The sequence below is a fragment of the Saccharopolyspora sp. MMCC62 genome (genome assembly GCF_057736575.1).
The window spans coordinates 331430-358292 of record NZ_JBYKCM010000007.1; the positions used below are offsets into that span (position 1 = coordinate 331430).

28 protein-coding genes are annotated in these 26863 nt (G+C 72.5%); 11 read left to right on the forward strand and 17 right to left on the reverse strand.

The window, feature by feature from the left end:
* The first annotated feature begins 282 nt into the window (after window positions 1–282).
* Window positions 283–1086, forward strand: a complete 804-nt coding sequence (locus tag AC29IT_RS18605) for an NPP1 family protein (protein WP_358439335.1) — start codon at window positions 283–285, stop codon at window positions 1084–1086.
* A gap of 57 nt (window positions 1087–1143) precedes the next feature.
* Here AC29IT_RS18605 and AC29IT_RS18610 read toward each other — a convergent pair whose 3' ends face one another.
* Window positions 1144–1311 (reverse strand): hypothetical protein, encoded by a 168-nt coding sequence (locus AC29IT_RS18610; RefSeq protein ID WP_358439337.1) that lies wholly within the window; start codon window positions 1309–1311, stop codon window positions 1144–1146.
* A gap of 72 nt (window positions 1312–1383) precedes the next feature.
* Here AC29IT_RS18610 and AC29IT_RS18615 point away from each other — a divergent pair, with 72 nt between their 5' ends.
* Complete coding sequence (locus AC29IT_RS18615) at window positions 1384–2394, forward strand: GlxA family transcriptional regulator (RefSeq protein WP_488219605.1); 1011 nt, start codon at window positions 1384–1386, stop codon at window positions 2392–2394.
* 33 nt (window positions 2395–2427) lie between these two features.
* On the opposite strand, the gene aztA is transcribed toward AC29IT_RS18615, so the two are convergent.
* Complete coding sequence (gene aztA, locus AC29IT_RS18620) at window positions 2428–3141, reverse strand: zinc ABC transporter ATP-binding protein AztA (RefSeq protein WP_488219606.1); 714 nt, start codon at window positions 3139–3141, stop codon at window positions 2428–2430.
* A 48-nt stretch (window positions 3142–3189) separates the two neighbouring features.
* On the opposite strand from aztA, the gene aztB reads away from it, so the two are divergent.
* The 6 genes from aztB (at window position 3190) to AC29IT_RS18650 (ending at window position 8953) form a co-directional block, all read left to right on the forward strand.
* Entirely contained in the window at window positions 3190–4041 is an 852-nt protein-coding gene (gene aztB / locus AC29IT_RS18625) for a zinc ABC transporter permease AztB (RefSeq protein ID WP_488219607.1), read from the forward strand.
* Window positions 4038–5210, forward strand: coding sequence for a PQQ-binding-like beta-propeller repeat protein (locus AC29IT_RS18630; RefSeq protein WP_488219608.1), 1173 nt, complete (start codon window positions 4038–4040; stop codon window positions 5208–5210). Before aztB ends, AC29IT_RS18630 begins: the two co-directional genes overlap by 4 nt.
* Window positions 5207–6118, forward strand: a complete 912-nt coding sequence (gene aztC / locus AC29IT_RS18635) for a zinc ABC transporter substrate-binding protein AztC (RefSeq protein WP_358439351.1) — start codon at window positions 5207–5209, stop codon at window positions 6116–6118. Before AC29IT_RS18630 ends, aztC begins: the two co-directional genes overlap by 4 nt.
* A gap of 44 nt (window positions 6119–6162) precedes the next feature.
* Window positions 6163–7311: a zinc metallochaperone AztD gene (gene aztD / locus AC29IT_RS18640; protein ID WP_488219609.1), complete on the forward strand. Its 1149-nt coding sequence runs from the start codon at window positions 6163–6165 to the stop codon at window positions 7309–7311.
* A gap of 160 nt (window positions 7312–7471) precedes the next feature.
* Window positions 7472–7768: a hypothetical protein gene (locus AC29IT_RS18645; protein ID WP_358439356.1), complete on the forward strand. Its 297-nt coding sequence runs from the start codon at window positions 7472–7474 to the stop codon at window positions 7766–7768.
* Between the two features lie 903 nt (window positions 7769–8671).
* Window positions 8672–8953, forward strand: a complete 282-nt coding sequence (locus AC29IT_RS18650) for a hypothetical protein (RefSeq protein WP_358439358.1) — start codon at window positions 8672–8674, stop codon at window positions 8951–8953.
* Between the two features lie 190 nt (window positions 8954–9143).
* Here AC29IT_RS18650 and AC29IT_RS18655 read toward each other — a convergent pair whose 3' ends face one another.
* The 4 genes from AC29IT_RS18655 to AC29IT_RS18670 all read right to left on the reverse strand — a co-directional run bounded on the left by AC29IT_RS18655 (window position 9144) and on the right by AC29IT_RS18670 (window position 12980).
* The gene (locus AC29IT_RS18655; RefSeq protein ID WP_358439361.1) at window positions 9144–9938 is read right to left on the reverse strand and encodes a DeoR/GlpR family DNA-binding transcription regulator; all 795 of its coding nucleotides are present in this window, start codon (window positions 9936–9938) and stop codon (window positions 9144–9146) included.
* 107 nt (window positions 9939–10045) lie between these two features.
* Window positions 10046–10246, reverse strand: coding sequence for a hypothetical protein (locus tag AC29IT_RS18660; RefSeq protein ID WP_358439364.1), 201 nt, complete (start codon window positions 10244–10246; stop codon window positions 10046–10048).
* Window positions 10247–10251: 5 nt separating this feature from the next.
* On the reverse strand, window positions 10252–11607 hold the full coding sequence (locus AC29IT_RS18665) for a GntT/GntP/DsdX family permease (protein WP_358439366.1): 1356 nt from the start codon (window positions 11605–11607) through the stop codon (window positions 10252–10254).
* Complete coding sequence (locus AC29IT_RS18670) at window positions 11604–12980, reverse strand: homoserine dehydrogenase (RefSeq protein ID WP_488219610.1); 1377 nt, start codon at window positions 12978–12980, stop codon at window positions 11604–11606. Before AC29IT_RS18670 ends, AC29IT_RS18665 begins: the two co-directional genes overlap by 4 nt.
* A gap of 245 nt (window positions 12981–13225) precedes the next feature.
* On the opposite strand from AC29IT_RS18670, the gene otnK reads away from it, so the two are divergent.
* From otnK to AC29IT_RS18685, 3 genes are all read left to right on the forward strand, one after another.
* Entirely contained in the window at window positions 13226–14482 is a 1257-nt protein-coding gene (gene otnK, locus AC29IT_RS18675) for a 3-oxo-tetronate kinase (protein ID WP_488219611.1), read from the forward strand.
* Complete coding sequence (locus AC29IT_RS18680; protein ID WP_358439375.1) at window positions 14479–15117, forward strand: class II aldolase/adducin family protein; 639 nt, start codon at window positions 14479–14481, stop codon at window positions 15115–15117. Before otnK ends, AC29IT_RS18680 begins: the two co-directional genes overlap by 4 nt.
* 271 nt (window positions 15118–15388) lie before the next feature.
* A complete protein-coding gene (locus AC29IT_RS18685) occupies window positions 15389–15847 on the forward strand; it encodes a helix-turn-helix transcriptional regulator (protein ID WP_358439378.1) in 459 nt (152 codons plus the stop codon).
* 12 nt (window positions 15848–15859) lie between these two features.
* Here the strand turns inward: AC29IT_RS18685 and AC29IT_RS18690 are convergent, their stop codons facing one another.
* From AC29IT_RS18690 to AC29IT_RS18740, 11 genes are all read right to left on the reverse strand, one after another.
* The gene (locus AC29IT_RS18690) at window positions 15860–16669 is read right to left on the reverse strand and encodes a TIGR03619 family F420-dependent LLM class oxidoreductase (protein ID WP_358439380.1); all 810 of its coding nucleotides are present in this window, start codon (window positions 16667–16669) and stop codon (window positions 15860–15862) included.
* Between the two features lie 53 nt (window positions 16670–16722).
* The gene (locus AC29IT_RS18695) at window positions 16723–17919 is read right to left on the reverse strand and encodes an MFS transporter (protein ID WP_358439383.1); all 1197 of its coding nucleotides are present in this window, start codon (window positions 17917–17919) and stop codon (window positions 16723–16725) included.
* Between the two features lie 30 nt (window positions 17920–17949).
* Window positions 17950–18735: an alpha/beta fold hydrolase gene (locus tag AC29IT_RS18700; protein ID WP_358439386.1), complete on the reverse strand. Its 786-nt coding sequence runs from the start codon at window positions 18733–18735 to the stop codon at window positions 17950–17952.
* Window positions 18736–18770: 35 nt separating this feature from the next.
* Window positions 18771–19778, reverse strand: coding sequence for a zinc-dependent alcohol dehydrogenase (locus AC29IT_RS18705; protein ID WP_488219612.1), 1008 nt, complete (start codon window positions 19776–19778; stop codon window positions 18771–18773).
* A gap of 73 nt (window positions 19779–19851) precedes the next feature.
* Window positions 19852–21036, reverse strand: coding sequence for an acyltransferase family protein (locus AC29IT_RS18710; protein ID WP_488219613.1), 1185 nt, complete (start codon window positions 21034–21036; stop codon window positions 19852–19854).
* The gene (locus AC29IT_RS18715) at window positions 21033–21707 is read right to left on the reverse strand and encodes an HAD-IA family hydrolase (RefSeq protein ID WP_488219614.1); all 675 of its coding nucleotides are present in this window, start codon (window positions 21705–21707) and stop codon (window positions 21033–21035) included. Before AC29IT_RS18715 ends, AC29IT_RS18710 begins: the two co-directional genes overlap by 4 nt.
* A complete protein-coding gene (locus tag AC29IT_RS18720) occupies window positions 21704–22480 on the reverse strand; it encodes a sugar phosphate isomerase/epimerase family protein (protein ID WP_358439398.1) in 777 nt (258 codons plus the stop codon). Before AC29IT_RS18720 ends, AC29IT_RS18715 begins: the two co-directional genes overlap by 4 nt.
* On the reverse strand, window positions 22477–23226 hold the full coding sequence (locus AC29IT_RS18725) for an SDR family NAD(P)-dependent oxidoreductase (RefSeq protein ID WP_488219615.1): 750 nt from the start codon (window positions 23224–23226) through the stop codon (window positions 22477–22479). The genes AC29IT_RS18720 and AC29IT_RS18725 overlap by 4 nt, the downstream gene beginning before the upstream one ends.
* The gene (locus AC29IT_RS18730; RefSeq protein WP_488219616.1) at window positions 23226–24344 is read right to left on the reverse strand and encodes an alcohol dehydrogenase catalytic domain-containing protein; all 1119 of its coding nucleotides are present in this window, start codon (window positions 24342–24344) and stop codon (window positions 23226–23228) included. The genes AC29IT_RS18725 and AC29IT_RS18730 overlap by 1 nt, the downstream gene beginning before the upstream one ends.
* Window positions 24341–25354, reverse strand: coding sequence for an ROK family protein (locus AC29IT_RS18735; protein WP_488219617.1), 1014 nt, complete (start codon window positions 25352–25354; stop codon window positions 24341–24343). Before AC29IT_RS18735 ends, AC29IT_RS18730 begins: the two co-directional genes overlap by 4 nt.
* Window positions 25351–26544 carry a sedoheptulose 7-phosphate cyclase gene (locus AC29IT_RS18740; protein WP_358439409.1) on the reverse strand — a complete coding sequence of 398 codons (1194 nt, stop codon included), beginning with the start codon at window positions 26542–26544 and terminating at the stop codon, window positions 25351–25353. The genes AC29IT_RS18735 and AC29IT_RS18740 overlap by 4 nt, the downstream gene beginning before the upstream one ends.
* Window positions 26545–26863: the final 319 nt, after the last annotated feature.

A 26863-nucleotide genomic window follows, 5' to 3' on the forward strand; every position in this document is an offset into this window, starting at 1 on the left:
TCCCAGGGAACGGCCGCCGACCGGCTCCAGGCCGGTTCCCGACCGGCTCTCGACCGGCTCTCGACCGGTCCCACCCGGTCCCACCCGGTCTCGTCGGAAAATGAATTCGGCGGATGTTAAGGCCTACCCCGCCATTTCGGAGAACGGTTGTCGTGTTCTCGCCACGACCTCGGGTGAACCCGCCGTGAACCTGTTCGGAAGCACCGGATCATCCCCTGGGAATCGCCCACCCGGAACCCTATGATCATGCCGATCTGATGGCGATCGGAAGGTTCTGCTGCGATGGGAACACTGGAGAACGACAGAACGCGCGGCTCCCGGCGGCTCGGGAAGTCCTCGTTCGCGTTCCGCGCGCTGGTCGGCACCGCGGTGCTGTTCGTGGGCCTGCCACCTGCGGTGGCGCTGGCCGATCCGCCGCAGGCGCTGCCCGGCAGCTCCGCCGAGGCGGATGCGAAGTGGCAGCCCGCTTTCGATTACGACGGTGACGGCTGCTATCCCACTCCGGCCATCGGACCGGACGGCACCCTGGCCCCCGGATTGGAACCGTCCGGCGCGCTGAACGGGAATTGCCACGACCAGTCGGACTTGGACAACACCAATTCCTACTCGCGCTCGAAGTGCGACGGCGACTGGTGCGCCTACATGTACGACCTGTACTTCGAGAAGGACCAGGCGCTGGACGGGGTGCACGACGCGTTCGGGCACCGCCACGACATCGAGCACGTGGTCATCTGGGTGAACGACGACCAGGCGAAGTACGTCTCCACCTCCGCGCACGGCGACTTCTCCACCTACCCGGCCGAGGAGGTGGGCTTCGAGGACACCCACGCGAAGATCATCTACCACAAGGACGGCGCCAGCACGCACTGCTTCCGCCTCGCGAGCAAGGACGAGGAGCCGGAGAACCACTACGGCACCTGGCAGTACCCGGACCTGGTGAGCTGGGACAACTTCCCGGAGGGCATCCGGGACGCGCTGACCTCCGCCGACTTCGGCAGCGCCAGCCTCGGCATCAAGGACGACGCCTTCGCGGGCAACCTCGCCAAGGCCAAGCCCGACGACATCGAGTTCAACCCGGAGGCGTGAGCCCCACCGGCCGGGCGGGACGCGCCCGGCCGGTCCTCGGGCCCGCCGACGACGTCCTCATCGGCACGCCGCGCGAGCCGCGCCCACCGCCGGGCGGGCTCGCTCCGCGCTCGGGCCGCTCGCCTCCCGGGCGCTCCTCCGAATCCAGCCGACCAGCGCGACCGCGATGGTGCAGGCCACCGCGAATTCGACGAGCAGGACGGTCCAGACGGCGATCAGCGACATCGCGGTTCCTCTCCTGGGGGGGTTGTGCGCCTCCCATCGTCGGTTCGTCCCGCCGCCGCGACGAGTGGCCCGATGGCCAACATGTGGAAGAATCCGGCCATGTCAGAAACGCCGACGAAGGTCGTGGTTCTGGTGCGGCCGGGACTGCTGCCGATGGAGCTCGGGATCGTGCACCAGCTGTTCCCGCTGGCGACCGGCCCGGACGGAGAACCCCGGTACGAGGTGCTGACCTGCGCGCCGGTTCCCGGGCAGGTGCGCACCACCGGGGACTTCGCGATCACCGTCCCGCACGGGCCGGAGGTGCTCGCGGACGCCGACCTCGTGTTCGTGCCCGCCTCCGACGCGGATTACGCGGCGGATTTCGCGCTCCCCGACGACGTGCGGGACGCGCTCGCCCGGATTCCGGCGGGCGCGCGGATCGCGTCGATCTGCACCGGCGCGTTCGTGCTCGCCGCGGCCGGACTGCTCGACGGGCGGCGGGCCACCACGCACTGGAACGCGGCCGACCGGTTCCGCCGCGCGTTCCCGCGGGTCGAGCTGGACCCGGCGGTGCTGTACGTGGACGGAGGCCCGGTGCTGACCTCCGCCGGCGAGGCCTCCGGGATCGACCTGTGCCTGCACCTGATCCGGGAGGCCCACGGCACGGCGGTCGCCAACGACGTCGCGCGGCTGGCGGTGGTGCCCGCGCACCGCGACGGCGGGCAGGCCCAGTTCATCCGCCGCGCCGTGCCCGACCCGCGCAGCTCGTCCACCGCGCGCGCCCGCGCGTTCGCGCTGGAGAACCTGCACCGCGCGCTGCCGCTGCGCGAACTCGCCGAGCTCGAATCGATGAGCGTGCGCACCTTCACCCGCCGGTTCCGCGACGAGACCGGGCTGTCCCCGGTGCAGTGGCTGACCGGACAGCGCGTCGAACGCGCCCGGCAGCTGCTGGAGGAGACCGAACTGCCGGTCGACCAGGTCGCCGCCGATGCCGGGTTCGGCACCGCCGCCTCGCTGCGCCAGCACCTGCGGGCCCGGCTGGGCCTCTCCCCCAGCACCTACCGCGGCACCTTCCAGCCCGGCGGCACCGACGACGTCGCTTGATACGTCCTCAGTGGACTGTCGGCGGATTTCCTCTCACACCAACGAGTTCCCCCACAGCTCGCGGAGGGAGTCCGGTGCCAGCACCCGGCCGGGCGGGCCCGCGGCGCGCAGCCGCCCGTCACGGAGCAGGAGCACGTGGTCGGCATCGCGAGCTTCGGCGAGGTCGTGGGTCACGTGGACGACGGTGGCACCGCGGGACTTCTCCTCGTCCAGGACCTCGGTGATCCGCCGCTGCGCGGTGACGTCGAGCCCCGCCGCCGGTTCGTCGAGCAGCAGCAGTTCGGCCTGCTGCGCCAGGCCCTGCGCGACCAGCACCCGTTGCCGCTGACCGCCGGAGAGCGCACCCAGCGGGCGGTCCGCCAGGTCGGCCACGCCCAGCCGTTCCAGGCAGTCCGCGACGATGCCGCGGTCCTGCTTCGACAACCGCCGCCACGGGCCGGTCCGCGCCCACCGCCCCATCTCCGCGGTGGCGCGCACCGTCATCGGCAGCGCGTCCGAGACCGCGCTGCGCTGCGCCACCAGCGCAACGTCTCCCCGGCGGCGCACCGAACCCGACGTCACCGCCAGCACGCCGGCGAGCACGCCGAGCAGCGTCGACTTGCCGGAGCCGTTGGGGCCGACCACCGCCGTGCGCGCCCCGGCCGGGAACGCGGCGGTGACCCGGTGCAGCACCGGGTTCCGCCGGTATCCGGCGGAGACCTCGTGCAGCACCGCCGCCTGGTGTTCTTCGTCGGTGATCGCTCTCACGGAACTCAGCCTACAACGACAATCATTTTCAATCTAAGGTGATTCGTCATGGATTGGTTGTTCGTCCCGTTCGAGGTGTCGTTCGTGCAGCGCGCGCTGTGGGCCGGGGTGCTGGTCTCGCTGATCTGCGCGCTCGCGGGCACCTGGGTCGTGCTGCGCGGCATGGCCTTCCTGGGGGACGCCATGTCGCACGGGATGCTGCCGGGGGTGGCGCTGGCCGCGCTGCTCGGCGGCGACCTGCTGCTCGGCGCCGCGCTCAGCGCGGGGGTGATGGCCTGCGGCGTGACGGCGCTGGGGCGATCGCGGCGGCTGTCCGCGGACACCGGGATCGGGCTGCTGTTCGTGGGGATGCTCGCCACCGGGGTCATCATCGTGTCCCACTCGCAGTCCTTCGCCGTGGACCTCACCGGATTCCTGTTCGGCGACGTGCTCGCGGTGACCCCGCCCGAGCTCGGGCAGCTCGGCGTCGCGCTCGCGCTGGCCGCGCTGCTCTCGCTGGCCGGGCACCGCGCGTTCGTCGCGCTGGCCTTCGACCCGCGCAAGGCCCGCACCCTCGGCCTGCGCCCCGGCCTCGCGCACGCGCTGCTGCTGGGCCTGGTGACGCTGGCGATCGTCGCCTCCTTCCGCGTCGTCGGCACGCTGCTGGTGTTCGGGCTGCTCATCGCCCCGCCGGCGGCGGCCGTGCTGTGGGCGAAGCGGATCCCGGTGGTGATGGCGGTGGCCGCCGCGCTCGGCGTGCTCTCCACCGCGCTCGGGCTGCTCGCGTCCTGGCACTGGGGCACCGCGGCCGGCGCGACCATCGCCGCCACCGCCGTCGTCCTGTTCTTCCTGTCCGCGCTCGGCGCCGAACTGCGCGACCGGGTGCGGGACCGACCGCAGCGAACGGAGCCCGCCCTGTGAAACCGATCCCGACCGCCCTCGCCGCCGCGCTCGCACTGGCGACCACCGCCTGCGGGGCGCCGGCCGAAGCACCACCGCCCGTGCCGCACGGGTACGTGGCGGGTGCCGAGGAATCCGCCGAAGCCCAGTCGCGGCTCGTCGTCGCCGACGCCACCACCGGAGCGGTGCGGGTGCTCGACCTGCTCACCGAGGAGGTCGTGGCACTCGCGCCGGTGCCCGGGGTCAGCGCGATCAGCACCGACGGGCGGCACGCCTACCTCAGCGGCGACCGCGGCACGCACGTCGTCGACAGCGGTTCCTGGATGGTCGACCACGGCGACCACGTGCACTACTACCGGGCCGAGATCCGCGATGCCGGTGAGCTCGCCGGACCGGCCGTCGCGGCGCACGGCGACCCGAAGGTCTCCGCTGTGTCCACTCAGGACGGACGCGTGACGTTGCTGGACCGGGCCGCGCTCGACGAGGGCACCGCCCGCCCCACCGGCGAGGTCCCCGTCGCACCCGGAACCGCCGCCGTGCCCTACGAAACCCACCTGGTCGCCGCCGATGGCGACGGCACCGTGCGGGTCCTCGACCGGGCCGGGAAGCCGACCGCCACCGTCGAACCGCGCTGCCCCGAACCGGCGGGCACCGCGCTCACCCGGCGCGGCGTCGTGTTCGGCTGCGCCGACGGCGCGCTGCTCGTCACCGAGGAAGACGACGCCTTCCACGGCGAGAAGATCCCCTACCCGCGGGCGGTCGGCGACGACGAACGCGCCCGCGACTTCCGGCAGCGCCCCGGCAGCGCGACCCTCGCCGCCCGCGCGGGCGACCGCGGCACCTGGTCGCTCGACGTCGGCGACCGCGCCTGGACCTACCTCGAGACCGGGCCCGTCGTCGCGGTGAACGCCGTCGGCGAGGGCGGCCCGCTGCTGGCGCTCACCGCCGACGGCGTGCTGCACGCCCACGACCCCGAAACCGGTGCGCAGACAGCGGAAACCCGCGTCACCGCACGGCTGGTGGACCCGACCGGGCCGCCGCCGGTGATCCTGGTGGACACCTCCCGCGCCTACGTCAACGACGTCGGCACCGGAACCGTCCACGAGATCGACTACAACGATTCGCTGCGCCAGGCCCGGCGGTTCGACCTCGGCGGGCAGGCCACGCACGTGGTGGAGACCGGCCGATGAGCGCCCGGATCACGGCCGCCGTCGCGGTGCTCGCCACGCTGCTCGGCCTCACCGCCTGCACGAACTCCGCGCCGCGGGCCGAGATCGTGGTGACCACCAACATCCTCGGCGACCTCACCCGCAACGTCGTCGGCGACCAGGCCGAGGTGTCGGTGCTGATGCGCCCCGGCGCCGACCCGCACTCGTTCGGGATCTCCGCGCAGCAAGCCGCCGAAGTGGAGCTCGCCGAACTCGTCGTGCACAACGGCCTCGGCCTCGAAGAAGGTGTGCAGCGCACCGTCGACGCCGCCCGCGGCGCCGGGGTCGCCACCCTGCCCGTCGCCGAGCGCGTCGACCCGATCGACTACACCGGCGACGCCTCCCGCGGCCAGGCCGACCCGCACTTCTGGACCGACCCGGGCCGGGTGGCGCAGGCCGTCGACCTCATCGCGCGGCAGGTCATCGAGCACGTCGACGGCGTCGACCCGGCGGTGATCCGCGCCAACGCGGACCGCTACCGGGGCGAGGTGGCGGTGCTGGATGCCGAGACCGCGCGGCGGTTCGCCGCTCTTCCCGCCGAGCGCCGCAAGCTCGTCACCAACCACCACGTGTTCGGCTACCTCGCGCAGCGCTACGACTTCGAGGTGATCGGCGCGGTCATCCCTAGCGGGACCACGCTGGCCTCCCCCAGCGCCGCCGACTTAGCCGACCTGGCCGGAGCCGTGCGCGCCGCCGGGGTGCGGGCGGTGTTCGCGGACTCCTCGCAACCCGACCGGCTCGCCCGCGCGCTGGCCGACCAGGCGGGCCTGGACGTGCGGGTGGTGCCGCTGTTCTCCGAATCGCTGAGCCCGCCCGGTGGCGGCGCCGCGACCTACCTGGAGATGGCGCGGGCCAACACCGACGCCATCGCCACCGGACTCGCCGGGTGATCCGGCGCGCGAACCTCCCACCGCACCAGAGAAAAGGACCGATCATGCCCTCCTCCAGCAAGATCGCGAGCGTCGCGGCCGCAGCGCTCGTCCTCGGCGCCTGCGCCGCACCGGAACCCGCGGCGGAACCACCGGCGGGCCCGCCGGTGCCGGAACCGGTCGTGGTGAGCTACGACGGCGGGATCTGGGTGCTCGACGGCCGCACCCTCCAGGTCGCCGCCGACCTCCCGCTGCCCGGGTTCAACCGCCTCAACCCCGCGGGCGACGCCGAACACGTGGTGGTCTCGACCGCCGAGGGCTTCCAGCTGCTCGACGCCGCGCACCCCGAGCTGACCGACGTGAAGTTCCCCGGCGCGAAGCCCGGCCACGTCGTGCGCCACGCCGGCCGCACCGTGCTGTTCAGCGACGGCACCGGCGAGGTCACCTCCTTCGACCCGGCGCAGCTCGGCGACGGGAAACCCGCCACCGAGCACCACACCACCGCCGAACCGCACCACGGCGTCGCCGTCGAACTGGAGGGCGGCGAGCTGCTCACCACCCTCGGTGACGAGGACGAGCGGGTCGGCATCGTCGTGCTCGACGCGGACCGGAAGGAGATCGCCCGCAACGAGGACTGCCCCGGCGTGCACGGCGAGGCGACCGCGCAGGGCGGTGCCGTCGTCGTCGGCTGCGAGGACGGCGCGGTGCTCTACCGGGACGGGAAGATCACGAAGGTCCACAGCCCCACCGAGTACGGCCGCATCGGCAACCAGGCCGGTTCCGAGCACTCCCCCGTGGTCCTCGGCGACTACAAGCAGGACGAGGACGCCGAGCTGGAACGCCCCGAGCAGGTGTCGCTCATCGACACCGCCACCGGCTCGCTGAAGCTGGTCGACCTCGGCACCAGCTACACCTTCCGGTCGCTGGCCCGCGGCCCGCGGGGCGAAGCGCTGGTGCTCGGCACCGACGGCGGTCTCCGCGTCGTCGACCCGGTCGCGGGGCGCGTGGTGCGGACCATCCCGGTCACCGGTTCCTGGCAGGAACCGCTGGAGTGGCAGCAGCCGCGACCGGCGCTGTTCGTCCGCGGCGGCACCGCCTACGTCACCGACCCGGGTGAGAAGGTGATCCACGCGATCGACCTCGCCACCGGCGAGAAGACCGCGACCGGGCGACTGCCCGCCGCGCCCAACGAGCTCAGCGGCGTGCAGGCCTGACCCCACCTCGAACGGCGATGCGGCCCCGGCGGACGACCCGTCGGGGCCGCATCGCGCTCGCCGAGTTGCCGACACATGCGCAGCCACTAATGTGACGTGCAGCCGGAGGATTGCTCCATCCGGCGGTCGTGTCCGAACGAAACGCAGTTGCGAGGTTTCCATGACCACCGCCCACGCCCAGCACACCGACCACCAGCACGCGCACGGACCGGATTGCGGGCACGTCGCCGTTCCGCACGGCGACCACACCGACTACGTGCACGACGGACACCTGCACCGGGCCCACGACGACCACTACGACGAGTGCGAGCAGAGCGAGCACGTCGCGCACGACGACCACTCGCACGTGCACGGCACCGGGTGCGGGCACGTCGCCCTCCCGCACGGGGACCACACGGACTACCTGCACGACGGGCACCGGCACGCCGCGCACGGGGATCACTACGACGAGCACTGAAGGAACCGCACCAGTCCGGCCGGTCGAGGCACTCGACCGGCCGGATTTTCGTTGCGGCATCAGGGGAACTCCGCAGGAGGGCGCGCGGACCTCCCGCAGCACGGCACCCGCACCGCCCCGCCCGGCCAGTGGCGCGCAGGGAGTTCACGGCCCATCCGGCGACGTGCGCACCCGATGACACCCAGCGCCGTGGCGAGCGCGGTCCAACCGGGACGCTGATCAACAGGTCGGGCGAGCGGAACTCTCCGCGTTGCGTCACCGCCACCACGATCTCGCGGGAAACTCCGCAGCACTCGACATCGCCGCGCTGCCCCGATTCCGCCTTCCCTGCCTGGAATCCGTTGGGGCGCAAGGCGTTCCAGAGATCTCAGGAACCGCTCGGCGCTCCGCGCTCCACTCGATCGGCGAGACCTTCCAGGAACGCCGCCGACTCCGGACCGCTCGTGATCACCTGTGGATTCGCCATGCACTCCACGCCCTTTCCACGTCGGTGATCGGCACATCCATCCGGCCGGGACTCGGTGGAGACCGGTTCGCCGACCAGGAGAGGGGGCGATGCGTCCAGCCGCGGCCGCTGAGCGCCCGGGAGCCACTCCGGCGGCCACCGGCACATGACGGCCACCCCAGGGCGGGCGTTCACCCGGGTCGGCCGCATCAGTGGCGAACCGGACCGGGGCACCGACCTCGGGAAAGGTGCCCGCGGGCACCGCGCGGCGGGCTCGGGCGCCGCCGTTCGGGATCACTCGTACGCCGCAGTCGAGTTGACCGTTTTGCTCTTTTCAGGTGGTTCGCGCGGTTTTCCGATATTTCCGGGAAAACCTGGGCAAGATCTGGTGCAGAGCCGAAAACGGCTTCGCGGCGGGAGATCCGCCACTGGGGAAGTGAAAAATCAGGGGGTAACTCATGAGCAACACCATGCGTCGCGTCGCCGCGGGGCTCGTCACCGCGGTCGCGGCAGGAACGCTGTCGCTGGCGGTCGCCGCACCCGCACAGGCGACCACGTCGGACTGCACGACCTACCTGCAGGCCCGCGGATATCTGGTGGGGCCGAAGGTCCGAGCGGCCTGCAAGCAGGGTGCGTCCGGCACCACCTTCGCCCGGCTCATCTGCATGAGCAACCTGGTCAAGATCCAGGTCAGCAACGCTCACGCGGGGCACGCTTGCAAGCTGGCCGCCGTGAAGTGAGCACCGAACCGTCCCCGGACGCCATGGCAGGCGCCCGGGGGCGGTTCCCGCCGAGCGCGGCGATCCGCTCGCACGGGCCCGGCCGCGCGTCGACATCAGTCCGGAGTGGACTCGGACCTTCTCCCGCAGATCCGGAATCACCTGCGCTGCACGGGAATCCGTTCGACAGGGGTTCGGGAAGGCTCACCGCTCACTCCGACGCCACCAACCGCAGCGCGGTGCCGTCCGCCCGGATCCCCTCCGCCGCCGCGTCGGCGAGCGCCGCGTCGGTGACGACCTCGTCGAAGGCGGTGAGCGGGGCGACCCGGTAGCGGCCGAACGTCCCGTACTTCGACGACCCGGCGACCAGCAGGGACGTGGAGGCCGCGGCCATCGCGGCGTGCTTGACCTCCACCTTGCGCTCGGAGGGCGTGGTGACGCCGCGCAGCAGGTCCCAGGAGCTGGCGCTGACGAACGCGATGTCCAGCGCGAGCTGGCGCAGCGTGGCGGCGGCGAGCCGTCCGACGGTGGAGCGGTTCGCGGGTTCGACGAGCCCGCCGAGGTGGATCACGTCCAGGTGGGTGGCGGGCAGCAGCCGCTCCACGGCGGTGAAGTCGTTGGTGACGACGGTGAGCTCCGCGTGCTCCACCAGCAGCGGGATCATGGTGAGCATGGTGGTGCCCGCGTCGAGGTAGACGGTCATGCCGTCGCGCACGTGCCGGGCGGCTTCCCGCGCCATCGCCTGCTTCTCGGGCTGTTCGGTGACGGACTTGTCCTGGTAGGTCGGTTCGGCGCGCAGCTGGCTGGCGATGCGGGCGCCGCCGGGCACGGAGAACACGAGTCCGCGGCGTTCGAGCTCGGCGAGGTCGCGGCGCACCGTCATGTGCGAGATGCCGAACAGCTGGGTGATCTGCTGGACGCTGAGCACCCCTTCACGCCGCAGGTGCTTGACGAGTTGTTCCCGCCGCTGGTCCGGAATGAGCGGCGGGGTGCCCGACGCGTCCATGCCCTGCTCCCGTCCTGGATCCCGATCGCACCGGCACCACCACCGGCGACGTCCATTCTCGCCACCACCCGCGTCCGAGGTCCCCGCGGGCGGCGGATTCCCCCGGCTCAGCGGCGCAGCAGCGCCCGCACCCGGCGGAACCGGCCGGACCGCCGGGCACGGCGGTCCGGTTCCGGGTCGTGCAGCAGGAACGCGTCCCGCAGCGAGAGGATTCCACCGTCCTCCGACACCGCCGCGCAGCAGGAACCACCGTCGCAGCACGCCGGAACGGGTGGCGCACCGCGTTCCGCGCCGAGCCGAACACCCATGTCGATCACCCCACCACCGCGCTCAGCAGCAGCACGCCGCCGAGGCTCAGCACCGACTGCACGGACAGCATCAGCGTCCAGCTGCGGAAGGTCTGCGCGACGCTGAGCTGGAAGTACTCCTTGAACAACCAGAACCCGGAGTCGTTGACGTGCGAGAGCATCACGGCCCCGGACGCGGTGGCGAGCACCAGCAGTTCCGGCGACAGCTCGGGATAGGCGGCGACGAGCGGTGCGACGATGCCGGTGGCCGCCGCGGTGGCGACGGTCGCGGAGCCGAGGCAGACCCGCAGCAGCGCGGCGGTGAGCCAGGCCAGCAGCAGCGGCGGCACCGCCCAGTGCACGGCGTACTGGGTGATCAGCTTGTCGACCTCGGTGGCGGACAGCATCTCCTTGAGCCCGCCGCCCGCACCCAGGATGAGGATGATCGCGCCGACCGGGCCGAGCCCCTTCGCCGCCATCTTCTGCAACTTCCCGAGCCCGAACCCGGATCGCACGCCGAGCGCGAAGAACGCGAACACGACGGCGACGAGCAGCGACAGCACCGGGGTGTCGCAGGCCTCGAACACGACGTGCGCCCAGCCGCCCGGCTCGACGACGGTGAGACCGAGGGTGCCGATGAGCATCAGCCCGGCGGGCAGCAGCACGGTGATCAGCGCGAGCACCAGCGACACCGGCCGGCGCTGCTCGTCCGCGGCGGGGCCGGGGTCGGGCACCGGGGACTTGTCCAGGTCCGGCGGGGGCCCGAACCAGCGGGACAGCAGCGGCGTCAGCACCGGTCCGCACAGGATCATCACCGGGATCGCGATGATCAGCCCGTAGAGGATGGTGAGCCCGGTGCTGGCGTCGTAGGCGGCGACCGCGAGCGTCGGCGCCGGGTGCGGGGGCAGCAACCCGTGCGAGACGTAGAGCCCCGCGGCCATCGGCAGCCCGACGAACAGCAGGTGCGAGCCGGTGCGCTTGGCGACGGCGTACACCAGCGGCACCAGCATCACGAAGCTGACGTCGAACAGGTGCGGCATGCCGATGAGCAGCGCGGCGGTGGCGATGGCGGTGGGGATCCACTTGACCGGCCGGGCGCCGATGAACGCGGTGGCGATGCGGTCGGCGCCACCGGAGCCGAGCAGGATGCCGCCGAGGATGGTGCCGAGGCCGATGACGGGCCCGGTGTCGCTGAGCGCGTCGCCGAAGCCGGTCTGGAAGTGCTCGGCGGTCTCGCCGGGTGCGATGCCGTTGGCGAAGCCGAGGCCGAGCGCGGCGATCATGAGCGCGAGGAACGGGTGCAGCTTCATCTTGGTGATGAGCAGGATCAGCACCACGATCGCGCCCGCCGCGAGCAGCAGCGGGGTCAAGTCGGTGCTCATCTGGTCTCCTCGCCCTGCTGCCAGGCCTCGACGAGGGCGGCGTCCGGGTTCTCCAGGTCGGACAGGGTGATCAGGTCGCCGGCGCGAACGTCGCGGCGCAGCGCGGTGTGCGCGGCGAGGTACAGCGGCGCGACGTCGGCGGGGGCCTCGTCGCCGCGCAGCAGCACGGCCTGCACGCCGGTGACGTCGTGGTGGTGCCCGCCCATGTCGAGCACGGTGCCCGCGCCGATGTCCTGCTTCGCGCGCCCGGCGAGCACGGCGTGCCTGCGGGGTTCGCGGGTGAGCGCGTCGCGGCCGCGGGCGACGAGGTCGAGCAGCGTCGCCGGGGTCTCCACGCCCATCAGGTGGAAGGGCAGGTAGAGCACGGCGTAGCGGCCGTCGCGACTGACGACGTGGCCCTTCTCGGCGAGCAGCCGCCAGGTCTCGGCGTCGTTGGTGCGCAGCACCACGAATTCGCCGCCGGCGAAGGAGGCCTCGCCGGGCAGCCGCAGCGCGCTGAACACGTCCACGGCGCCGGGTTCGCGCAGCACCCCGCCGTCCTCGCGCAGCGCGTAGACGTCGGCGAGCTCGGCGATCCGCGCGACCGGGTAGTGCAGCAGTTCCACGTCGGGCCGGAATCCGGTGCCGTTGGCGACGACGGCCATCTCGCAGTAGTCGGCGGTGGCTCCGGTGGGGAGCGCCGCGACCGCGTCGGCGCGGGCGGCGAGGGTGGCGCGCACGTCGGTACCGAGGTCGAGCAGCGCGCCGAGCGCCGGGGCGTCGACGGTGCGGTCGAGCTGGGTGACGGTCCCGCGTTCCGGGTCGTAGACGAGGTCGTACTCGGTGGACTTGCCGATGGCGACGACGTCCATGCCGAGCAGCCGCGCCCGCTCCAGCAGCTTGAGCAGGTTGCCGGGCTGGTCGCCTTCGGCGGGCAGGTAGGCGACGTCGTTGGCGGCGGCGATCCGGGCCAGGTGCAGCCCGGCGACGGAGTCGACCTCCTTGCTGACCATCGCGACGTGCCTGCCGAGTTCGAGCGCGGTGCGCGCCATCGCGTAGCCGTGGGCGGGGCTGCCGGTGGCTTCGACGAGGACGTCCCAGCCGCCCGCGGCGATCAGCTCGTGGTCGGCGACGAGGGCGATGTCCCCGGCCGCGGTGGCGGCGGCGGTCTCCGCGGCGTCGGTGCAGGTGCGCAGGCGTGCCTCGGGGTAGCCGAGTTCGACGCACAGCGCGCGCAGCCGCGGGACGTCGACGTCGCAGAGCACGGCGGGTTCGAGCGCGGGGATCAGCCTGGTCTGCGCCAGCAGGGTGCGCGCGAAACCGCCCGCCGCGCCGGAGAGCGCGTACCCGACGGGCCGGTCGCCGGCGCCCGGTGGGCGGGGCTGCTCGTTCATGAGTCTCCTCGTTGAGTCTCGCGTCGCGATAGCTCGGGGGCCGTGCGGCGCGACGGCCGATCAGGTGGGACCGGCAGCACACTGTTTCACAGAAGATATTCACTGATTCACACAAGAGTCAAGCGTGCTAACATATTTTCACGGCCGCGTTGCGGTTCGTCCGCGACCCCCGATCCGGGCGACCCCCGGCCACGCCTTCGAACCCCCGTCCGCGCGCACCGCGGACCACCTGCCAGGGAGGACGCATGCCGCTGCTCGGCGCGATCGCCGACGACTTCACCGGGGCGACCGACCTCGCGACGATGCTCGTCTCCCGCGGCTTCCGCACCGCCGTGGTGATCGGCACCGCGGCACCCGCGGAACCGCTCGCCGAGCTGGACGCGGTGGTGGTGGCGCTGAAGTCCCGCACCGCGCCGGTGGACGAGGCCGTGCGGGACTCGCTGGCCGCGCTGCGCTCGCTGCGCGCGGCGGGCTGCGAGCGGATCTACCTCAAGCACTGCTCCACGTTCGACTCCACACCCGAGGGCAACATCGGGCCGGTGGTGGACGCGGTGCTCGACGAGCTCGGCGCGCCCGGCGCGGTGGTGGTGCCGTCGTTCCCGGCGACCGGCCGCACCGTGCACCGCGGGCACCTGTTCGTCGGCGACCAGCCGCTGGCGGAGAGCCCGATGCGGGACCACCCGCTGACCCCGATGCGGGACTCGAACCTGCTGCGGCTGCTGGCCCCGCAGACCCGCAGGCCGGTGCAGCTGGTCGGGCACGACGTGGTGCGTGCCGGAGCCGACGCGGTCCGCGCGCGGCTGGCCGAGTTCGGCGCGGACCTGGTGGTGGTCGACGCCGCCACCGACGAGGACCTCGCGGTGATCGCGGCGGCCACCGCGGACGCGCCGGTGCTCACCGGCGGCGCGGGCCTCGCGCTCGGGCTCACCGGTCCGCACCCGGGGCGGGCCCGCGCGGGATCGGCCGGGGCGGGCCCGGCGGTGGTGCTGGCGGGCAGCGCATCGGCCGCGACCCGGTCCCAGGTCACGCACGCGAAAACCCGGCTGCCGCACCGGAAGCTGGACCTCGCGGCGCTGCGCGCGGACTTCGACGGCACCACCGCCGAGCTCGTCGAGTTCGTCCGCTCCTGCTGGGCCGGTGATCCCGCGCTGCCGCCGCTGCTCTACGCGGTCGGCGTCGGCGACGAGGTCGAAGCGGCGCGGGAGGACGACGCCGAACCCGCCGGAGCGCTGCTGGAGCGGGCGCTGGCGCGCTGCGCCGCCGAGCTCGTCGCGCACGGCGCGCGGCGGCTGCTCGTCGCGGGCGGTGAGACCTCCGGCGCGGTGGTGCTCGCGCTCGGCGCCACCACCCTGCACGTGGGAGCGCAGATCGCGCCGGGAGTTCCCTGGTGCCGCACCGAATCCGATGTGGACGGTGAGCGTCGACCGGTGGACGTCGCGTTGAAATCGGGCAACTTCGGCGGGATCGACATCTTCACCACCGCATGGGACGTGCTGTCATGAACGAGGCCCGCACCGAACTGGCCGCCGCGGGCGCGAAGCTCGCCGCGCTGGGCCTGAGCCCCGGTTCCTCCGGCAACCTGAGCATCCGGGAGGGCGACCGGATGCTGATCACGCCGACCGGCGCGGACCTCGGCGACCTCGACCCGGCGGCGCTCGCCGAGCTGTCCCTCGACGGCGAGCACCTCGGCGGGCCGCGGCCGTCGAAGGAATTCCCGCTGCACGGCGCCTTCTACCGCCGCGACCCGGCCACCACCGCGGTGGTGCACCTGCACTCCCGGCACGCGTCCGCGGTGTCCTGCCTGCAGCCATGGTCCGAGCGCAGCGCGATCCCGCCGCTGACCCCGTACTTCGTGATGCGCGTCGGCCAGGCCCCGCTCGTCCCGTACGCCGCGCCGGGCGATCCGGCGCAGGCCGGTGCGCTGGCGGCGCTGGACTTCGAGTTCCGGGCCGCGCTGCTGCAGAACCACGGCCCGATCACCGCGGGCACCTCGCTGGCGGCGGCGGTGGACGCGGCGGTGGAGATCGAGGAGGTCGCGGCCCTGCTGCTCGGCCTCGGCCAGCACCACCCGCGCCTGCTCGAACCCACCGAGATCCACGAACTCACCGCGAAGTACGGCACCCCGTGGGACGTCTGACCGAGCACGCAACGACTTCGCACGATCACGCAGCGAATTCGGCCCGGGGTGCCCGGAACGCCCCGGATCGGACCACGAAGAGGATCACCGGAACCGAACCCGGCCCGTGGTACTCTTCCGCGCAAGTCGGCCGCACACCTCCGAAAACGGGTGCGCGGACCCCCGGACCCCGCCGAAACGCACTCGCGGTGGACCGGAATGCGGGCGAACCGGATCGGACCGGTCGGCCACGACGGAGCGTGACGGCCGGCGGTCCCGCCGTGGAGGTGCGATGAACCCGGAACCCGGCTCGATGGAGCAGTCGCCGCGGACGCTCGCCGACAAACTCGTGTACCTGATCGACGTGTACGCCCAGCAGAACGCCGCTCCCGGGCAGCAGGCGCAGTGGCCGACCTTCGAACGCCTCGCAGCGGAGATCAGCACGAGCACCGGGAAATCCATCTCGCACGGCTACCTGCACCAGCTCTGCCGCGGCCAGCGGGACAACCCGACCCTGCACCACCTCCAGGCGCTCGCCGAGTTCTTCCGGGTTCCCGTCGCCTTCTTCACCGACAACGAGGCGACCCGGGAGATCGTGGCGCAGTACGAACTGGTCCTGGCCATGCGCAACAGCCGCATCCGGGAGATCTGCACCTACGCCCCGCTGCTCGACTGGGAAGGACTGGATGCGGTCACCGCGCTGGTGAAGGACCTGGCGGGCGGGGCGAAGCGGCCGGAGACCGGGAGCTGACCGCTCCGGTGCTCATCCGGCGGCGGCGATGAACCGCGCCATCCGGTCGCGCACCCCGTCGTCGGAACCCAGCCACACCGCGACCGAATCGGCCCCGGCCGCGGCATAGGCGTGCAGGTCGTCCACGACGGCCGCCAGCTCCGCGCCGCCGCCGAGCCAGGACGTCCGCACCGAGACCTGGATCGGCCGCGCCGCGTTCGCCCGCAACCACGTGACGCGCGCGGCGAACTCGGCGGGCTCCGGGGCGATGGGCTGCCACCCGTCGCCCGAGCGGGCCGCGCGGCGCAGCGCCCGCTCCCCCGAACCACCCACCACGATCGGCACCGGTGTGCCGGGCTTCGGTTCGAAAACCCCGGCGTCGTAGTGGAAGTGCGTGCCGTGGAACGGGCCGGACCCGCCGAGCAGATGCCGGATCAGGTCGATGGCCTCGTCGGCGCGCGCCCCGCGGTCGGCGAAATCGGCGCCCACCGCGGCGAATTCCGCCCGGTCCCAGCCGATGCCGACGCCGAGGGTGAAGCGGCCGCCGGAGATCCGCTCCAGTGTGGCGGCCTGCTTGGCGACGGCGAACGGGCTGCGCATCGGCAGCACCAGCACCGAGGTGCCCAACCGGATCGTCCGGGTGCGCACCGCGATGGCGGCCAGCGCGACCAGCGGATCGTAGATCCCGCCGTAGCTGCCGGGTGCGTAACGGGACGGCGGCAGCAGGTGGTCCGGCAACCACACCGCCCCGTATCCGAGCCGCTCGGCCGCCACCGCGAGATCGCCGAGCTCCGTGAACGGCAGCTCCGGCGATTCCGCGGGCAGCACCAGTTGCAGGTCCACCCGTCACCTCCTCCGCTCGGGTGCGGCCGGGGTCCGCCGACCCCGGCCGCCGGTCACACCGCGGATTCCACCGCGACCCGGTCACCGCCGCTCGATGACCGGTTCCGCCACCAGTGCGAGGTGGCGGCCAGCAGCAGCGCGAGCCCGCACACCACGGCCGAGGTCAGCGGCACCGCCCCGGTCCCCCAGCCGAGGTCGAGCACCTGCCCGCCGAGCCAGGCGCCGAATCCGTTGCCCAGGTTGAACGCGGACACGTTCACCGACAACGCGAGGGTCGGAGCGGCGATCGCGATGCGCTGGATGTGCGCCTGCAGGCTCGGGATGATGGAGAAGCCCGAAGCGCCGAACAGGAACAGCGCCGCCACCGCCAACGCCGGGACCGGACCGCAGAGCCAGAACACCAGGCACACCGCGGTGAGCACGGCCAGCACGGCGAGCACCGCCCGGCCCACGTCTCCGTCGGCGAGCCTGCCACCGGCGAAGTTCCCGACCACCGAGCCGACACCGAACACCACCAGCAGCACCGAGATCGACGCGGGCGCGAACCCGCTGACCTCCTGCAGGATCGGCACCAGGTAGGTGGAAGTGGTGAACACCGCGCCTTGGGCGAGCACCGTGACCACCACGGCCACCGCCAGCACCGGACTGCGCAGTGCCGCGACCTCCTGCCGCAGCCGTTCACGCCCGGTGGCCGCCTGCTGCTGCGCGGGCGGCCGCATGAACAGCGCGATCAGCACGATGGTCAGCCCCGCCACCAGCGCGATGGCGACGAAGGTGAACCGCCAGCCGAACCGCTGCCCGACGAACGTGCCCAGCGGGGAGCCGAGCGCGTTCGCCAGGTTGAACCCGAGCGCGATCTTGGCCATCGCCGAACCCTGCTTGTCCGGCGCGGAGATGGCAGCGGCCAGTGAGAACGCGACCGCGACGAAGGTTCCGTGGCTCATCGCGGTGAACACCCGCGCCGCCATCAGCACCCCGTAGTCCGGCGCGACCACCGCGGCGGCGTTGCCCGCGGTGAACACGGCCATCAGCACGAGCACCAGCGCCTTGCGCGGGACCTTCGTGGTCAGCAGTGTCACCGCGGGCCCGATCACCGTCACGCCGAGGGCGTATCCGGTGACCAGCAGACCCGCCGAGGGCACGCTGACCGCCAGGTCCGCCGCCACGTTCGGCAGCAGTCCGGAGATCGCGACCTCGGCGGTGCCGACGCAGAACACGCCGAGCATGAGTGCGAACACGGGAATGGGCATGGGCGAACCTCGCGGAGCGGTGGTCGTCGGTCAGTTCTCGGGGTGCAGGAATCCGCGGACCAGGTCGACCAGCTCGTCCGGCCGTTCCATGACGACCAGGTGCCCGCTGTCGATCTCGGCGTAGGTGCTGCCTTCGATGGACTCGTGCAGTTCCCGGGAGTGCCCGACGGGCACCAGCTGGTCGTGGGTGCAGCCGATGACCAGCGTGGGCGCCTGGATCTTCGGGGTGAGGTCGCTGATGTCCACGGCGAGCCCCAGGTCGATCTGCCGGTTGGTGCCGTCCGAGCACTTGGTGCCCGCGACGAACTCGGCCAGCGCCTCCACGCCCATCCGGCTGACGAAGCCCGGGGTGAACAGCAGCAGCGTGATCAGCCGCGCGTAGGAGGACTCGTCGAGTTCCGCCAGGTCACGCCACAGCTTGAAGGTGAGCTGGTGGCGCGGATCGGTCGAGTCCTGCCAGCCGGCGATGAGCACCAGCCGGTGCACCAGTTCGGGGTGCTTGGCGGCCACTCCCGCTGCGACGACGGCGCCCAGCGAGAACCCGCCGAGGTCCACCGGCTCGCCACCGTTGTCCCGGATGACGGCGGCGACCTGCTCGATCAACGCGTCGAGGGTGATCGCACCACCGTCGTCCTCGGTGCCGCCGCTGCCCGCGTAGTCCGGGGTGATCACGGTGTGCCGATCGGTGAACCGGTCCACCAGGTGGCCGAAGTTGGCGACCGAATCGGCTCCGGTCCCGTGCACCAGGACGAGTCCTGGCCCCGCGCCGTGCGTCGTGTAATGCACCACCGCGCCGGGGATCGAAACTGTACTCACGATGAGTTCACTTCTCCTTTCTCGTCCGGTCACCGTCAGGACATCCGAATCAGGATCTTCGGGCGTCGGCGACCGCTGCTGGCAAGCCGTTGGAAGGCGGCACCGACTTCCGAACGGGAGAAAACGGAATCTACCAAGGGATCCAGCCGGATCAGGCCGCTTTCCACGAACGTGATCAACTCCTCCCAGCACCCGATCCCGGAAAGGACCGCGTGCACCGTGACGTTCTTGATCACCAGGGCGGCGATCGGGAATCCGTCCACCGAATGGTGCGGAGTGCCCAGTTGCGCCATTCGGGCGCCCGGCGCGCACAGCACCGGCGCGGACCTGGCCGCGGCCACCGAACCCGATGCCTCGATGACGGCCGAGTAGCGGTCCGCTTCGGCGTTCTCCGGAACCGAGACCGGGAAGCCGAGCTCCGCGGCGAGCTCCCGCGGCTCCGGCTGCGGGTCGAACACCTCGACCCGCGCGCCCAGCGCACGGCACAACTGGGCCGCTACGACGCCGAGCGTGCCGGCGCCCAGCACCGCCACCCGGTCCGCATCGGTCACCGCCAGCCGCCGCACCGCGTGCAGCGCGGCCGAGGCGGGTTCCAGCAGCGCGGCGACGTCGTCGCCGAGCGAGTCCGGGATCCGGACCAGCGTGCCCGCCGGGGCTTCGAGGTAGTCGGCCGCGGCGCCTTGCTCCCGGCCGAGCACGCCGATCTCGCTGCGGGCCGGGCAGTACCTGAGGTCGCCGCGTCCGCACGCGGGGCAGTTCCCGCAGGGGCGGAAATTGTGCCCGGTAACGCGCTGCCCGACTTCGAATCCGACGACCCCGGAGCCGGTTTCGACGATCCGCCCGCTCCACTCGTGGCCGAACACGAACGGGAACGCCTTCAACCCGTCGTGCAGGTAATTGCTCGATCCGTCGTAGAAACCCAGATCCGTGCCGCACAGGCCGATCCGGCTGATCCGGATCAGGCAGTTCCCGCGGCTCGGCGGGGCCACCGGAATGCGCCGCTCCCGCACCACCCCGGGAGCTTCCAGCACCAGTGCGGACATCGCAGACGACGCGCCTTCGGGCGAATCGGGCGAAACACGGCCTGTCATGTCGGTGGAATGGGACATGCGCACCTCACTTGGCGGGAACGGGTTCGGCTGGGACGGATCCCTCGGGTGCCCCGGGCGCCGCGGGCGGGCGGCGACGGCCGAAGCGCCGCATGATCGGCCGTTCGACGGTGGTGTACAGCAGCCACGCACCCAGCACCGAGACGACGAGTTCGGCGAGCACCACCCCGCTCGCGGCCCAGAAACCGAAGTAGGCGTCCGGTCCCAGCAGCTCCCGGGTACCGCTCAGCACCAGCGCGTGCACCATGTAGAACGCGAACGAGATCTCGCCCAGCCACACCGCGAACCGCCCGCGCAGCGGCGAGCGGCCGCCTCGGACGTCGGCGCACGCGGCCGCCGGGATGAGCAGCGCCAACGGGATGATCGTGACCGCGTTCAGGTGGAACACCCACGGCACGAAGGACGCCAGTACGTACCCGCCGGCAGTGAGCAGCGCCGCGGTCCCGAACCCGAGCCCGATCCAGCGCCCGCTCAGCACGATCCTGGCCAGCACGATGCCGAGCGCGAAGTCCAGCGCGCGCACCGGCGGCAGGAAGTACACCAACCAGAACTGCCACACCGAGCCCGGCGAGTTCGCCTCCGGCAACCCCGGTTCGGTGGGCACCAGGAACTGCGCCACGAACGCCACCGCGAACACCGCCGCGATCAGCCCGATCGCGGTCGCCCACAGCCGAGCCGCGGGAATCCGCTTGATCAGCGGGAACAGCACCGGGAACGCCAGGTAGAACAGCAGCTCGCAACCCAGCGACCAGCTCGGCACGTTCACGCTGAGGAACGTGTCGTAGTCCGGCACCCACGGGTGCAGCAGGAACAGGTTGGCGAGCACCGTCCCGGCCGCCGCGGTGCCGCCGCCGAACAGCACCAGCGCCAGCGCCCAGGTCACCAGGTGGTTCGGGAACACCTTCACCAACCTGCGCCGCCAGAAGTCCAGCACGTCCCCCACGGAGTCGCTGGACCAGGTGAGCACGAATCCGCTGAGGATGAAGAAGAACGCGACACCGATGCGGCCCGCGTCGGCGGCGACGGTGCTGAACGCGCTCGCCTGCGCCGGGTCGCCGAAGAACGTCCACGGCGGCGTCGTGCAGGAAGCGTGGAACAAGAACACGAGCAGCGCGGAGATGAACCGCATGCTCGTCAAGGACGGTAACCGCGAGGTGCGGGCCCGCTCGGTGATCCCCCAGGTCTGCGTCATGGTCGTGCGGTCCTCGTTTCTGCGAGTCGGACCCGCAGGCGTTCGCCGTCGCTGGATGCGGTGACCGCGTCGAGGTCGGCGACGCGCGGCAGATCTGCGGCGACCCGCCCTCCGTGGGCGCCGACGACGACCGCCCGCGCCCCGCTCGCCAGTGCCGAGAGCAGGCCTGCCTCGGCGTCCTCGAACACGATCGCCGCTTCCGGTGGCACCCCCAGGTGCCGGGCGGCGAGCGAATACCCCTCCGGGTCCGGTTTTCCTTGTCGGACGTCTTCGGCGCTGACGACCACGTCGGGCAGCCGCAGCCCGGCCGCCGCCATGCGCCGCCGCGCCAGTTCGCGGCCGGCCGAGGTGACCACGGCCCACCGCCCCGCGGGCAGGCTCGCCAGGAGCTCGGCGGCCCCGGGAATCTGCACGATCCCGTCGACGTCGGCCACTTCCTCCGCGACGAGCCGGGCGGTCTCCGCGGCCACGTCGCCGCCGGTCGGCAGGTGCCGCGCCACGGTCTCCCCGGTCCTCCTGCCGTGCGCGTCGGCGAGGATCTCGGCGCCGTCGAGCCCGTGGCGGCGGGCGAAGCGGTGCCAGGTCCGTTCGACGACGGTGGTCGAGTCGACCAGGGTGCCGTCCATGTCGAACAGCAGCGCTTCGGCGGTGAGCAGCACATCTTCGGTCATGGCCGGGCCTCGCTCGGTCGTCGGGTCAGGGTGTCGGCGTGTCCGCGCAGCCGCGCCAGGTCGACGCGCAGCCGTTCCCGGTCGCCGTCGCGGTGGTCGTTCTCCAGCACCAGGGCGTGCACGTGCCCGCCGTGCGCGCGGACCGCGGCGAGGGCGGCCTCGGTGTCGCCACCGTCCTTGACGTGGATCTGGTCGGCGAACCGGTCGCCGAGCGCCGCGACCAACGCCGCGACGTCCACGCCCGCCTGGTGCGGGTTGGCCGTGTCAAGGAGCAGCCGGAAGGAGTCCGCGCCGACCTGGTCGAGCAGCCGTTCGGCCGCGGGACCGTCGAGGACGTTCTCGTTGGCCAGCAGCAGGCCGCGAGCGGCGGCTTCGGCACTCGCCCAGCGCAGCACCTCGGCGGTCGCCGACAACGTTGCGGGGCCGGTGATCGCGCTGCGCCGGAAGCTCGGCACGAACACCAGCGGTGCCTCCAGTTCCCGCGCCGCGTCCAAGGCGCGGGTCAGGGTGCCGCGCACCACCGCCGGGTCGGCGACGGTGAGCCCGATGTCGTTCATCAGGTTCACCGCTACCCCCAGCACGCGGACTCCGGTGGCGGCCGAGGTCTCCCGGATCCGCCGGATGCGCCCCGGTCCGTCGAGCGGTGCGCCGCGTCCCGGACCGCCGAGGTCGAGCTGCACCCCGTCCACGCCGAGCTCTGCCGCGAGGGTGAGCACGTCCGCGCCGTCGGCGTCGACGCGCCAGCCGGTGAGCCCGATCAGCGGCCGGTTCACGAACCCAGCCCGCGGCTCTGCGACTCCGGCGGCTGCTCGCGCACCGAACGCCAGCGGCCGTCGGCGTCGACGACCAGGCTGTCGCCGTGGTGCTCGCCGCCGCGGGTGCGCAGCAATTCGGTGGCGACCGGGCCGAACCCGGCCGGGCGCATGTAGTCGCTGTAGTCGAAGTCCTCCGGCCGCCGGCGGCGGATGCCCGGGGTGTCGACCATGCCGGCGGGCAGCACCTGCACGATCCGCAGCCGCGCGGCGTCCTCCTCCTGGGCCAGCGAGTGGAGCAGGCCGGTGCCCGCCGCCTTGGTCGCGGCGTAGCCGGACCGGCCCGGTCCCGCGTTGTAGACCACTTCGGAGGAGACGCCGAGCAGCAGTCCGGGGCCTGCTTCCCGCAATGCGGGCAGCGTGGCCGCCAGCGTCAGCCACAGGCCGTGCAGGTTCACGTCCACCTGGCGGCGCCATTCCTGTTCGGTGACGTCGCGGAACAGCGCCCGCTTCGTCCCGTAGTGCACTGCGGAGAAGCACACCGCGTGCAGCGGGCCCGCGTTCGCGACCTCGGCGAGGGCCTGTCGGGCCTGGTCGGGTTCGGTGAAGTCCAGCGGCGCCCAGCCCAGCGCGGCGTCATCGGGCTCGCTGCGGCTCGCGACGACGACGTCGGCGCCCGCTTTCGCCCAGGCGTCGGCGATGCCGCGACCGATGCCCGTGGAGCCGCCGACCACGAGCGCGCGGACCGGTCCGGAAATGTCTGCCATCAGTTCTCCTCGTGGTGTCGGGGCCGCGGAGCGGAGATCCGCACGGCGAGCTTCACCAGCCGGCGGCCGTCGATGTCGCGGCCGCGGCCGGTCGCGAGCTCGCGCATGATCCGCGCCGCTCCGTGGAGGTCGGTGCCGTGCGTGACCAGGTCGCGGTAGCGCTCCGGGGCGCGCACCAATTCGTCGGCGGCGATCCGCAGGTGGTCGTTGCCGACCCCGCGGTGCCCGAACAGGTGCACGCGGTCGCCGGTGGTGGTGCTGAGCCCGGCGTGTTCGGGCGGGTCGGGTGTTCCCGCTCGGTTGGCGGCGCGGAGCGCGACGAGGTCGGCACCGGGCAGCATCGGCGTGCCCGCCGCCGGTGGCAGGCCGCCCACCAGGTCCACTGCGAGCTCATGGTCCGCTGCCGCCGCGATCGCCGCCTCCAGGCAGCCGACGGTCGCGTCCCGCGGGGTGGCGATGAGCACGGCGACGGCCCCCGGCGCCATTTCCGCCGCCAAGTCGGCGCCGGGTTCCAACACCGCGTGCACCGGCTCCGGCGGCAGTTCGTCGGCGGTGCGGCGCACCAAGACGCGCCGCTCGGCCTCGGCCAGCCATCGGCTCGCGGCGCGCACCGCGAGCCTGCCGACCGTCCCGGCGCCGAAGACGACGAGGGTGCGCGGGCGGAACCGGCGCAGCGCCGAGAGCGCGTAGCGCACCACCGCGAGCGGTTCCAGCAGCGCCGCCAGGTCGGGTTCCGGCACCGCGGTCAGCGGCAGCACCAGGCCGGCGTCGACGGCCGATGCCGGTATCCAGGTCCGCTCCTGCAGCAGTCCGCCCACGTTGTGTCCCAGCAGGAACGCGGGATCGGTGGGGTGCGTCGGGTTCACCACGACCTTGGTGCCCGCGGCGAGCTCCGGTGCGACGCCGGGCCCGGCCGCCACCACGGTCGCGATGCCTTCGTGGCCGATCACCTCGGCCGGGTCGTCCCGCATCCCGCGCAGCATCTGGACGTCGGTGCCGCACAGGCCTGCTACTTCGGTGCCCAGCAGCAGTTCTCCCGGACCGGGCGGCCGGGTCGGCCGGTGTCGGACCGCGATGCCGGTGCCGTCGCGCACCACGGCTCGGTGCATCCGGGTCATCTGCCCTCCCGCGCCGCGAGTCCCGCTCCGACGAGCCCGCCGGAGGTACTCGCGTCGTCGACGACGAGCCGCCGCGCCGCCCAGCCGGGGACGCGGTCCCCGGTCAGGTAGGTCCCGGCGCGTTCCAGGTGTGCCAGCACCGCGCCGCGGTAGTGCTCGCCCAGCCCGGCGACGACGCCACCGGTCAGCACCAGGTGGTCCAGTTCCGGGTCCAGGCACACGGCGGTGCGCAGCAGGTCGGCGACCGGTGCTGTGACGGTGGCCAGCAATGCGGTGGCGAGCCGGTCGCCGTGGTCCAGCGCGGCGCGGAACGCGTCCTCGAACGCGGTGCCATCCTCGACGCGCCCCAGTTCCGAGTTCCGCCATCCGACGGGATCGCGGCGCCGGATCTCCTCCGCGACCCGGCGGATCCCGGGCCCTGCGGCGAACGCCGAGAGGTGGTCGTCGACTCCGCAATCGCAGGGCAGGTGCAGTTGTTCGCCGCGCCACGACGCGGCGACCGGCAGGTGCCCGATCTCGCCCTGCAGACCGCACTCGTCGACCGGGATCTCGCCGCGGCGGCGGTCCACGGTGCGGCAGGCGATGCCGGTGCTGATCGTCGCGAGCAGCACCTTGCGGTCGTCCGCGTACCTGGGCGCGGTGATGGCGTGCAGCAATGCGGCGGTGACGTCGTTGACGACGTGCCAGCGCACGTCCGGGCGCGCGGACCGCAGCTCGCCCAGCAGGTCGAACGGCTCCGCGCAGGATCCCCACAGCGGTGCCGAGGCGTGCACGGTGCCGGTCCGGTGGTCCAGCGCGGCGCCGAAGGAGATCCCGGCGACGCGGCCTGCCGGCACCGCGGCGCACAGGTCCCGCACGAGTTCGGCCCGCAGCTGCGCGACGTCGGCGTCGGGATCCCTGCTGATGCTGGGCGAGGCGGTCTCGGTGATCTCGGCCAGCCCGTGCTCCGGCGTCCAGTCGGCGGCACGCAGCCGGGTGCCGCCGACGTCGATCACGGTGATCGGGTTCATCGCGCCGCACGCACCAGAGCCGCGTCCGATTCGGCCCGCTCGTGCACGAATCGGAGCGCCTCGTCGAGCTCCTCGCGGGTGATGTCGTGCACGAAGGTCGCGGAGCCGATGCGGTCGGTCAGCGGAATCCGCTGCTCGCCGTCCCGGTGCTTCACCGCGTCGCGCAACGCTTCGACGAGCAGGTCGGTGGTGAACACCGGGTCGGTCACGGGCAGGCCTGCGGCCTGCAGCAGCCCGATCGCCCGGGCTGCGTCCGCGGTGCCGAGCATCCCCCGGTTGTGCGCGAGCGCCACGCACACGGCCATGTCCACCGCGACGGCTTCGCCGTGCAGCAGCGGCGGGTCGGCTCGCAGTTCCAGCGAGGGGCTGAAGGTGTGCCCGTAGTCGACCGAGCGCTCCAGCACCTCTTCCCACAGATTCGGTTCCAGCTCGTCGAGCATGCCGCCGATCGCCCGCGACATGATCTCCATCGCCGGGCCGCCCGGCTCGCCGTCGGCGAACGCGGCCGCGTCCAGGTCGTGCACGGCGAGCTCCAGCAGGTCGAACAGAGCCGCGTCCTTGATCAACGCCATCTTCACGATCTCGGCGATCCCGTTCGCGATGTGCCGTTTCGGCACCGTACGCAGGAATTCCGGGTCGATCAGCGCCACTTCGGGCGCGTAGTAGCTGCCGAGCCGGTTCTTGTGCGTGCCGTGGTTGATGCCGGTCTTGACGCCGATCCCGGCGTCGACCTGGCCGATGAGCGTGGTGGGCACGCGGACGTAGGGAACGCCGCGCCGGTACAGTCCCGCGGCCATGCCGGCGACGTCGAGGACGGCTCCGCCACCGACCGCGACGACCTTCTCCGAGCGCCGCAGGATGCCCATCCCGGTCATCGCCTCGGTGATGGCGACGACTTGGTCGAGGTTCTTGGACTGCTCTCCGCCGGGGACGACGTGCCACTCCACGTCGATCGACCACGCCTCGAAGTAGGCGCGGAGCCGGTCGCCGTGGAGGACGTCGACGGAGTCGTCGACGATCAGCAGGCAGCGCGGTGACCTGCCGGGCGCGGTTCCGCACGCGTCGGCGAGCGCCGAGTTCGACGGCGACAGCAGCCCGTTGAGCACGCGGACGTCGTAGCCGACCGGTTGCCGGGCGCGGACCCGCCAGTCGGTGCCGATCTTCGCGGTGCCTCCGGAGTTCGCGGACATCACAGAGTCCTCCCAGTGGTGGTTCCGGCGCCAGGACGCGCGGTCCCGGCGCGCAGAGGTGCGCTCCCGAATTCGTGGATGGGTGGATCCGGGCGGGGTCGTGCCCTCGCCGGATCAGGTCGGCTGCGCTGCCGACGATCAGTTCGGTCGACCGAACTCCCCAGTTGCGCGAGCGAAGCCGATGCCCCAGATCATCCATATCAGCTTACGTCGCGCAGCCTAATGCTAATCAGAGCGGATGAACGTCGTCAACTGAAATGGATGAAAACGGGAGGTTGCCTGTTTTCCCTGGTCCCGGGACGGGCCGGTTACCGGGCGC